This is a genomic window from uncultured Streptococcus sp. (assembly GCF_915066115.1).
In the GTDB taxonomy this organism is placed as follows: Bacteria; Bacillota; Bacilli; order Lactobacillales; family Streptococcaceae; genus Streptococcus.
Window position 1 is genome coordinate 1 of sequence record NZ_CAJZDT010000097.1, and the last position, 7,481, is coordinate 7,481.

Here is a 7,481-nt window from a genome sequence, read left to right on the forward strand (position 1 = left end):
CATGCTAGAGTATTGAAAAGTCCTATATTATTTAATAAAATAAGGGTAAAAGACTATCAAAAGTAATCGCTTACATAAAAATGAAAGCGATTACTAAAAGGAGGATTTTATGGAAAAAAGCCATTGGAATCGGAAAAGAGTCTATAGCATTCGTAAGTTTGCTGTAGGAGCTTGCTCAGTAATGATTGGAACTTGTGCAGTTCTATTCGCAGGAAATATAGCTGGAGAATCTGTAGTTAATGCGGATGAAACACCTATTACTCGTACTGCTGAGAAACCTAAAGACGAAAATCCTATAGTAGAAGAAAAGCTTGATCAAGCTTTGGAAACTAAAAATGTAGTTGAAAGTACAGCACAAAAACAACCTAGTGCAACTGAGTCTATTTCATCTGAGAAGAAAGAAGATAAAGCAGTAACTCTAAAAGAGGAAAAAGCGTCTTCAAAACCTGAAGAAAAAGCTCCAAAGATAGAATCACAAGCTTCAAGTCAAGAAAAACCGCTCAAGGAAGATGTTAAAGCTGTGACAAATGAAGAAGTCAATCAAATGATTGAAGACAGAAAAGTGAATTTTAATCAAAATTGGCACTTTAAACTCAATGCGAACTCTAAAGAAGCTGTGAAACCAGATGCAGATGTTTCGTCATGGCAAAAATTGGATTTACCACACGACTGGAGTATCTTTAACGATTTTGACCATCAATCACCTGCCCAAAACGAAGGTGGACAGCTCAATGGTGGTGAAGCTTGGTATCGCAAGACCTTTAAACTTGATGAAAAAGATCTCAAGAAAAATGTTCGCCTCACTTTTGATGGCGTCTACATGGATTCTCAAGTTTATGTCAATGGTCAGTTAGTAGGTCATTACCCAAATGGTTATAATCAATTTTCATATGATATCACTAACTATTTGAACAAAGATGGACGTGAGAATGTAATTGCTGTTCATGCAGTCAACAAACAGCCAAGTAGCCGTTGGTATTCAGGTAGCGGTATTTACCGTGATGTGACTTTACAAGTGACAGATAAGGTGCATGTTGAGAAAAATGGGACAACCATCTTAACGCCAAAACTTGAACAACAGCAACACGGCAAGGTTGAAACTCATGTGACTAGTAAAATTGTCAATACGGACGACAAAGACCATCAACTTGTAGCAGAATATCAAATCGTTGAACGAGGTGGTCAGGCTGTGACAAGTCTAGTACGTACAGAGAGCCGTACCTTGAAAGCACATGAAGTAACTAGTCTTGATGCGATTTTAGAAGTTGAAAGACCAAAACTCTGGACAGTTTTAAATGACAAACCGGCCTTGTACGAATTAGTTACACGTGTTTACCGGGACGGTCAATTAGTTGATGCTAAGAAAGATCTGTTTGGTTACCGATATTATAACTGGACTCCAAATGAGGGCTTCTCTTTGAATGGTGAACGCATTAAATTCCATGGAGTTTCCTTGCACCATGACCACGGAGCGCTTGGAGCAGAAGAAAACTACAAGGCTGAGTACCGTAGACTGAAACAGATGAAGGAAATGGGAGTGAATTCGATTCGTACGACTCACAACCCAGCAAGTCCTCAGACTTTACAGATTGCAGCTGAACTTGGCTTACTTGTTCAAGAAGAGGCCTTTGATACTTGGTATGGCGGAAAGAAACCTTATGACTATGGACGTTTCTTTGAAAAAGATGCTACCCATCCTGAGGCTAAAAAAGGTGAAAAATGGTCTGACTACGATCTACGTACTATGGTAGAGAGAGACAAAAATAATCCTGCTGTTTTTATGTGGTCAATCGGAAATGAAATCGGTGAAGCAAATGGGGATCCCCATTCTCTAGCGACTGTTAAACGTCTAGTCAAAGTTATCAAGGATGTTGATAAGACTCGTTACGTTACCATGGGAGCAGATAAGTTCCGTTTCGGTAATGGTAGTGGTGGGCATGAAAAAATTGCTGATGAACTCGATGCTGTTGGATTTAACTACTCTGAAGATAATTACAAAGCCCTTAGAGCTAAGCATCCAAACTGGTTGATTTATGGGTCAGAAACATCTTCAGCAACGCGTACAAGAGGAAGTTACTTCCACCCAGAGCGTGAGTGGGTACAAAGTAATCAGTCATGGCGTAACTATGAACAGTCAGATTATGGAAATGACCGTGTTGGTTGGGGTAAAACGGCAACTGCTTCATGGACATTTGACCGTGACAATGCTGGCTATGCTGGTCAATTCATTTGGACAGGTACGGACTATATCGGTGAACCCACTCCATGGCACAACCAAAACAACACGCCAGTTAAAAGCTCTTACTTTGGTATTGTAGATACTGCAGGTATTCCAAAAAACGACTTTTATCTTTACCAAAGTCAATGGGTTTCTGCAAAGAAAAAACCAATGGTTCACCTTCTTCCTCACTGGAACTGGGAAAACAAAGAGTTGATAGACAATGTAGCAGACGCGGAAAATAAAATCCCTGTACGTGCTTATTCTAATGCTGCAAGTGTAGAATTGTTCTTGAATGGAAAATCTCTTGGTCTTAAGACTTTCAACAAAAAACAAACTAGCGATGGACGAACTTACCAAGAAGGTGCTAATGCTAATGAACTTTATCTTGAATGGAAAGTTGCTTATCAACCAGGTACCTTGGAAGCAATTGCTCGTGATGAATCTGGCAAGGAAATTGCTCGAGATAAGATTACGACTGCTGGTAAGCCAGCGGCAGTTCGTCTTATCAAGGAAGAGAATGCAATCGCAGCAGATGGAAAAGACTTGACATACATCTACTACGAAATCGTTGACAGCCAAGGGAATGTAGTACCAACTGCTAATAATCTGGTTCGCTTCCAATTGCACGGACAAGGCCAACTTGTCGGTGTCGATAACGGGGAACAAGCCAGCCGTGAACGCTATAAGGCGCAAGCAGATGGTTCTTGGATTCGTAAAGCATTTAATGGTAAAGGTGTTGCTATTGTCAAATCAACTGAACAAGCAGGTAAATTCACACTGACAGCCCATTCAGATCTCTTGAAATCTAGTCAAGTAACTGTCTTTACTGGTAAAAAAGAAGGACAAGAGAAGACTGTTTTGGGGACAGAAGTAGCAAGAGTTCGTACATTAATCGGTAAAGATCCAAAAATGCCGAAAACAGTAGGTTTTGTATACAGCGATGGTAGTCGTGAAAAACTTCCAGTAACTTGGTCTCAAGTCGATGTTAGTCAAGCAGGAGTTGTGACTGCTAAAGGTACAGCAAATGGACGTGAGGTAGAGGCTCGTGTCGAGGTTCTAGCAATTGCGAAAGAATTACCAACAGTTAAACGTGTTGCTCCAGGAGCAGATTTGAACACTGTAGATAAATATGTGTCAATACTTGTAACCGATGGAAGTGTACAAGAGTACGAAGTAGATAGTTGGGAGATTGCGGAAGCGGATAAAGCCAAACTTTCAGTAGCTGGATCACGTATTCAAATGACTGGTCAGTTAGCTGGAGAAACTATTCATGCAACCCTTGTAGTAGAAGAAGGAAAAGCTGCAGCACCTGCAGTGCCAACTGTTACTGTTGGAGGTGAAGCAGTAACAGGCCTTACTAGTCAACAACCAATGCAATATCGTACTCTTGCTTATGGTGCCCAATTGCCAGAAGTCACAGCAAGTGCTGAAAATGCTGATGTTACAGTTCTTCAAGCAAGCGCAGCAAACGGCATGCGTGCGAGCATCTTTGTTCAGCCTAAAGATGGTGGCCCACTTCAAACCTATGCAATTCAATTCCTAGAAGAAGCACCAAAAATTGACCATTTGAACTTGCAAGTGGAACAAGCTGATGGTCTTAAAGAAGACCAAACAGTCAAATTGTCGGTTCGAGCTCACTATCAAGATGGAACGCAAGCTGTATTACCAGCTGATAAAGTAGCCTTCTCTACAAGTGGTGAAGGGGAAGTTGCAGTCCGAAAAGGAATGCTTGAGTTGCATAAACCAGGAGCACTTACTCTGAAAGCTGAATATGAGGGTGCTACAGGTCAAATCAATCTCACTATACAAGCAAATACTGAGAAGAAGATTGCGCAATCCATCCGTCCTGTAAATGTAGTGACAGATTTACACCAAGAACCTACTCTTCCGTCAACAGTAACGGTTGAGTATGACAAAGGTTTCCCTAAAGCTCACAAAGTCACTTGGCAAGCTATTCCGAAAGAAAAACTAGACCACTATCAAAGCTTTGAAGTGTTAGGTAAAGTTGAAGGAATTGACCTGGAAGCGCGTGCTAAAGTATCTGTAGAAGGCATCGTTTCAGTTGAAGAAGTTAGTGTGACAACTCCAATCGCAGAAGCACCACAATTACCAGAAAGCGTTCGTACATATGATTCAAATGGTCACGTTTCATCAGCTAAGGTTGCATGGGATGCGATTCGTCCAGAGCAATACGCTAAGGAAGGTGTCTTTACAGTTAATGGTCGCTTAGAAGGCACTCAATTAACAACTAAACTTCATGTTCGTGTATCTGCTCAAACTGAGCAAGGTGCAAACATTTCTGACCAATGGACCGGTTCAGAATTGCCACTTGCCTTTGCTTCAGATTCAAATCCAACCGACCCTGTTTCAAATGTCAACGATAAATTGATTTCCTTTAATGACCGACCAGCCAATCGTTGGACAAACTGGAATCGTAGTAATCCAGAAGCTTCAGTCGGTGTCCTATTCGGAGATTCAGGTATCTTGAGCAAACGCTCCGTTGATAATCTAAGTGTCGGATTCCACGAAGACCATGGAGTCGGTGCACCGAAATCTTATGTGATTGAGTATTATGTTGGTAAGACTGTTCCAACAGCTCCTAGAAACCCTAGCTTTGTAGCCAATGAAGACCATGTATTTAACGATCCAGCTAACTGGAAACCTGTTACAAATCTAAAAGCTCCTGCTCAACTTACGGCTGGAGAAATGAATCACTTTAGCTTTGATAAAGTTGAAACTTATGCTGTTCGCATTCGCATGGTTAAAGCAGATAATAAGCGTGGAACGTCTATCACAGAAGTACAAATCTTTGCGAAACAAGTTGCGGCAGCCAAACAAGGACAAACAAGAATCCAAGTTGACGGTAAAGACTTAGCAAACTTCAACCCTGATTTGACAGACTACTACCTTGAGTCTGTAGATGGAAAAGTTCCCGCAGTAACAGCAAGTGTCAGCAACAATGGTCTCGCTACCGTCGTTCCAAGCGTTCGTGAAGGTGAGCCAGTTCGTGTCATCGCGAAAGCTGAAAATGGCGACATATTAGGAGAATACCGTCTGCACTTCACTAAGGATAAAGACTTGCTTTCTCGTAAACCAGTTGCTGCGGTTAAACAAGCTCGCTTGTTGCAACTAAGTCAAGCACTTGAATTGCCAACTAAGGTTCCTGTTTACTTCACAGGTAAAGACGGTTACGAAACAAAAGACCTGACAGTTGAATGGGAAGAAGTTCCAGCAGAAAATCTGACAAAAGCAGGTCAATTTACTGTTCGAGGTCGTGTCCTTGGTAGCAATCTTACTGCAGAGTTCACTGTACGAGTGACAGATAAACTTGGTGAGGCTCTTTCAGATAACCCTAACTATGATGAAAACAGTAACCAGGCCTTTGCTTCAGCAACTAATGATATTGACGACAGTTCTCATGACCGTGTAGACTATATCAATGATAGAGATCACTCTGAAAATCGTCGTTGGACAAACTGGTCTGCAAGACCGTCTACCAATCCAGAAGTATCAGCAGGCGTCATCTTCCGTGAAAATGGTAAGATTGTAGAGCGGACTGTTGCGCAAGCCAAACTTCACTTCTTTGCAGATAGTGGTACAGATGCACCATCTAAACTTGTTTTGGAACGTTATATTGGCCCAGACTTTGAAGTGCCGACCTACTATTCAAACTACCAAGCATACGAATCAGGCCATCCATTTAACAATCCAGAAAATTGGGAAGCTGTTCCTTATCGTGTGGATAAAGACATTGCAGCTGGTGATGAAATCAACGTAACATTTAAAGCTGTCAAAGCTAAAGCCATGAGATGGCGTATGGAGCGTAAAGCAGATAAGAGCGGTGTTGCGATGATTGAGATGACCTTCCTTGCACCAAGCGAATTGCCTCAAGAAAGTACTCAATCGAAGATTCTTGTAGATGGAAAAGAACTTGCTGATTTCGCTGAAAATCGTCAAGATTATCAAATTACCTATAAAGGTCAACGTCCAAAAGTCTCAGTTGAAGAAACCAATCAAGTAGCTTCAACAGTTGTAGATAGTGGAGAAGACAGCCTTCCAGTACTTGTTCGCCTCGTTTCAGAAAGTGGAAAACAAGTTAAGGAATACCGTATCCAGTTGACTAAGGAAAAACCAGTTTCTGAGAAGACAGTTGCTGCTGTACAGGAGGAACTTCCAAAACTTGAATTTGTTGAAAACGATTTGGCCTACAAGACAGTTGAGAAAAAAGATTCAACACTTTATCTAGGTGAGACTCGTGTAGAACAAGAAGGAAAAGTTGGTAAGGAACGTATCTTTACAGCAATTAATTCTGATGGAAGTAAGGCAGAAAAACTCCATGAAGTGGTAGAGGCACCGACAGACCGCATCGTCTTGGTTGGAACGAAACCAGGCACCGCCCTTCCAGAAGACGAAGTGAAAAATCTTGTCCTTAACAGACCAGAACTTGTGGTCGAAGAAGAAACCATTGATTTCAAGGTTCAGGAACGTAAGTCTGATAAGTTGTATCTAGGTGAAACCCGTGTTCTTCAAGAAGGAAAACAAGGAGTCCGTGTTCGCTTGATCGAAGTGGAAAACGGAAAACGCCAACTTAAAGAAACTTATGATAAAGTTGTTGCTCAAGATCGTATCCTAGAAGTTGGAACGAAACCAGGCACCTCTCTTCCAGAAGACGAAGTTAAGAATCTTGTGCTTAACAGACCAGAACTTGTAATTGAAGAAGAAACAATCGATTTCAAAGTTCAGGAACAAAAGAACGATAAACTTCCAGTAGGTCAAACTCGAGTCCTCCAAGAAGGAAGACAAGGAGTCCGTGTTCACTTAATCGAGGTTGAAAATGGTAAGCGAACTGAAAAGGATAGCTATGATAAAGTTATGGCTCAGGATCGCATCATAGAAGTCGGTACAGCTGGTGAAACAACGAAACCAGTACAGCCGGTAGATACAAAACCACAAGTGTCAGAAAAAGCAGAAACAAAACCAATTGCTCCAAGTGAAGCTAGTCAAACTAATAAAGCCCAGTTACCAAATACAGGTAGTGTGACAAGCCAAGAAACAGTAGCAGCAGGTTTAGCTCTTCTCGGTTTGGGGGCCGGATTAGTCGCCACTAAAGGCAAAAAAGAAGATTAGAGTTTAGTATTTTCAGGCTGTAGAATGCCTTATAGCTTAAAAGAGGCTGTGACAAAAAGACCAGAGGCTTCCTCTGGTCTTTTTAAGTATAGGAGTAAAAGAAAAACCCGGTAATTAAATACAGGGTTAGTGA

At 41.5% G+C, this 7,481-nt stretch carries 1 protein-coding gene; it reads left to right on the plus strand.

Features of this window, described 5'->3' with window-relative positions; translation table 11 throughout:
• Nucleotides 1-109: 109 nt before the first annotated feature.
• Nucleotides 110-7,348, plus strand: coding sequence for an LPXTG-anchored adhesin/beta-galactosidase BgaA (gene bgaA / locus QZ565_RS07015; protein ID WP_295527473.1), 7,239 nt, complete (start codon nt 110-112; stop codon nt 7,346-7,348).
• Nucleotides 7,349-7,481: the final 133 nt, after the last annotated feature.

What these genes read in the sequence shown, in the direction of transcription:
- bgaA (WP_295527473.1), top strand. Translation starts at nt 110, where the DNA reads ATGGAAAAAAGCCATTGGAATCGGAAAAGAGTCTATAGCATTCGTAAG.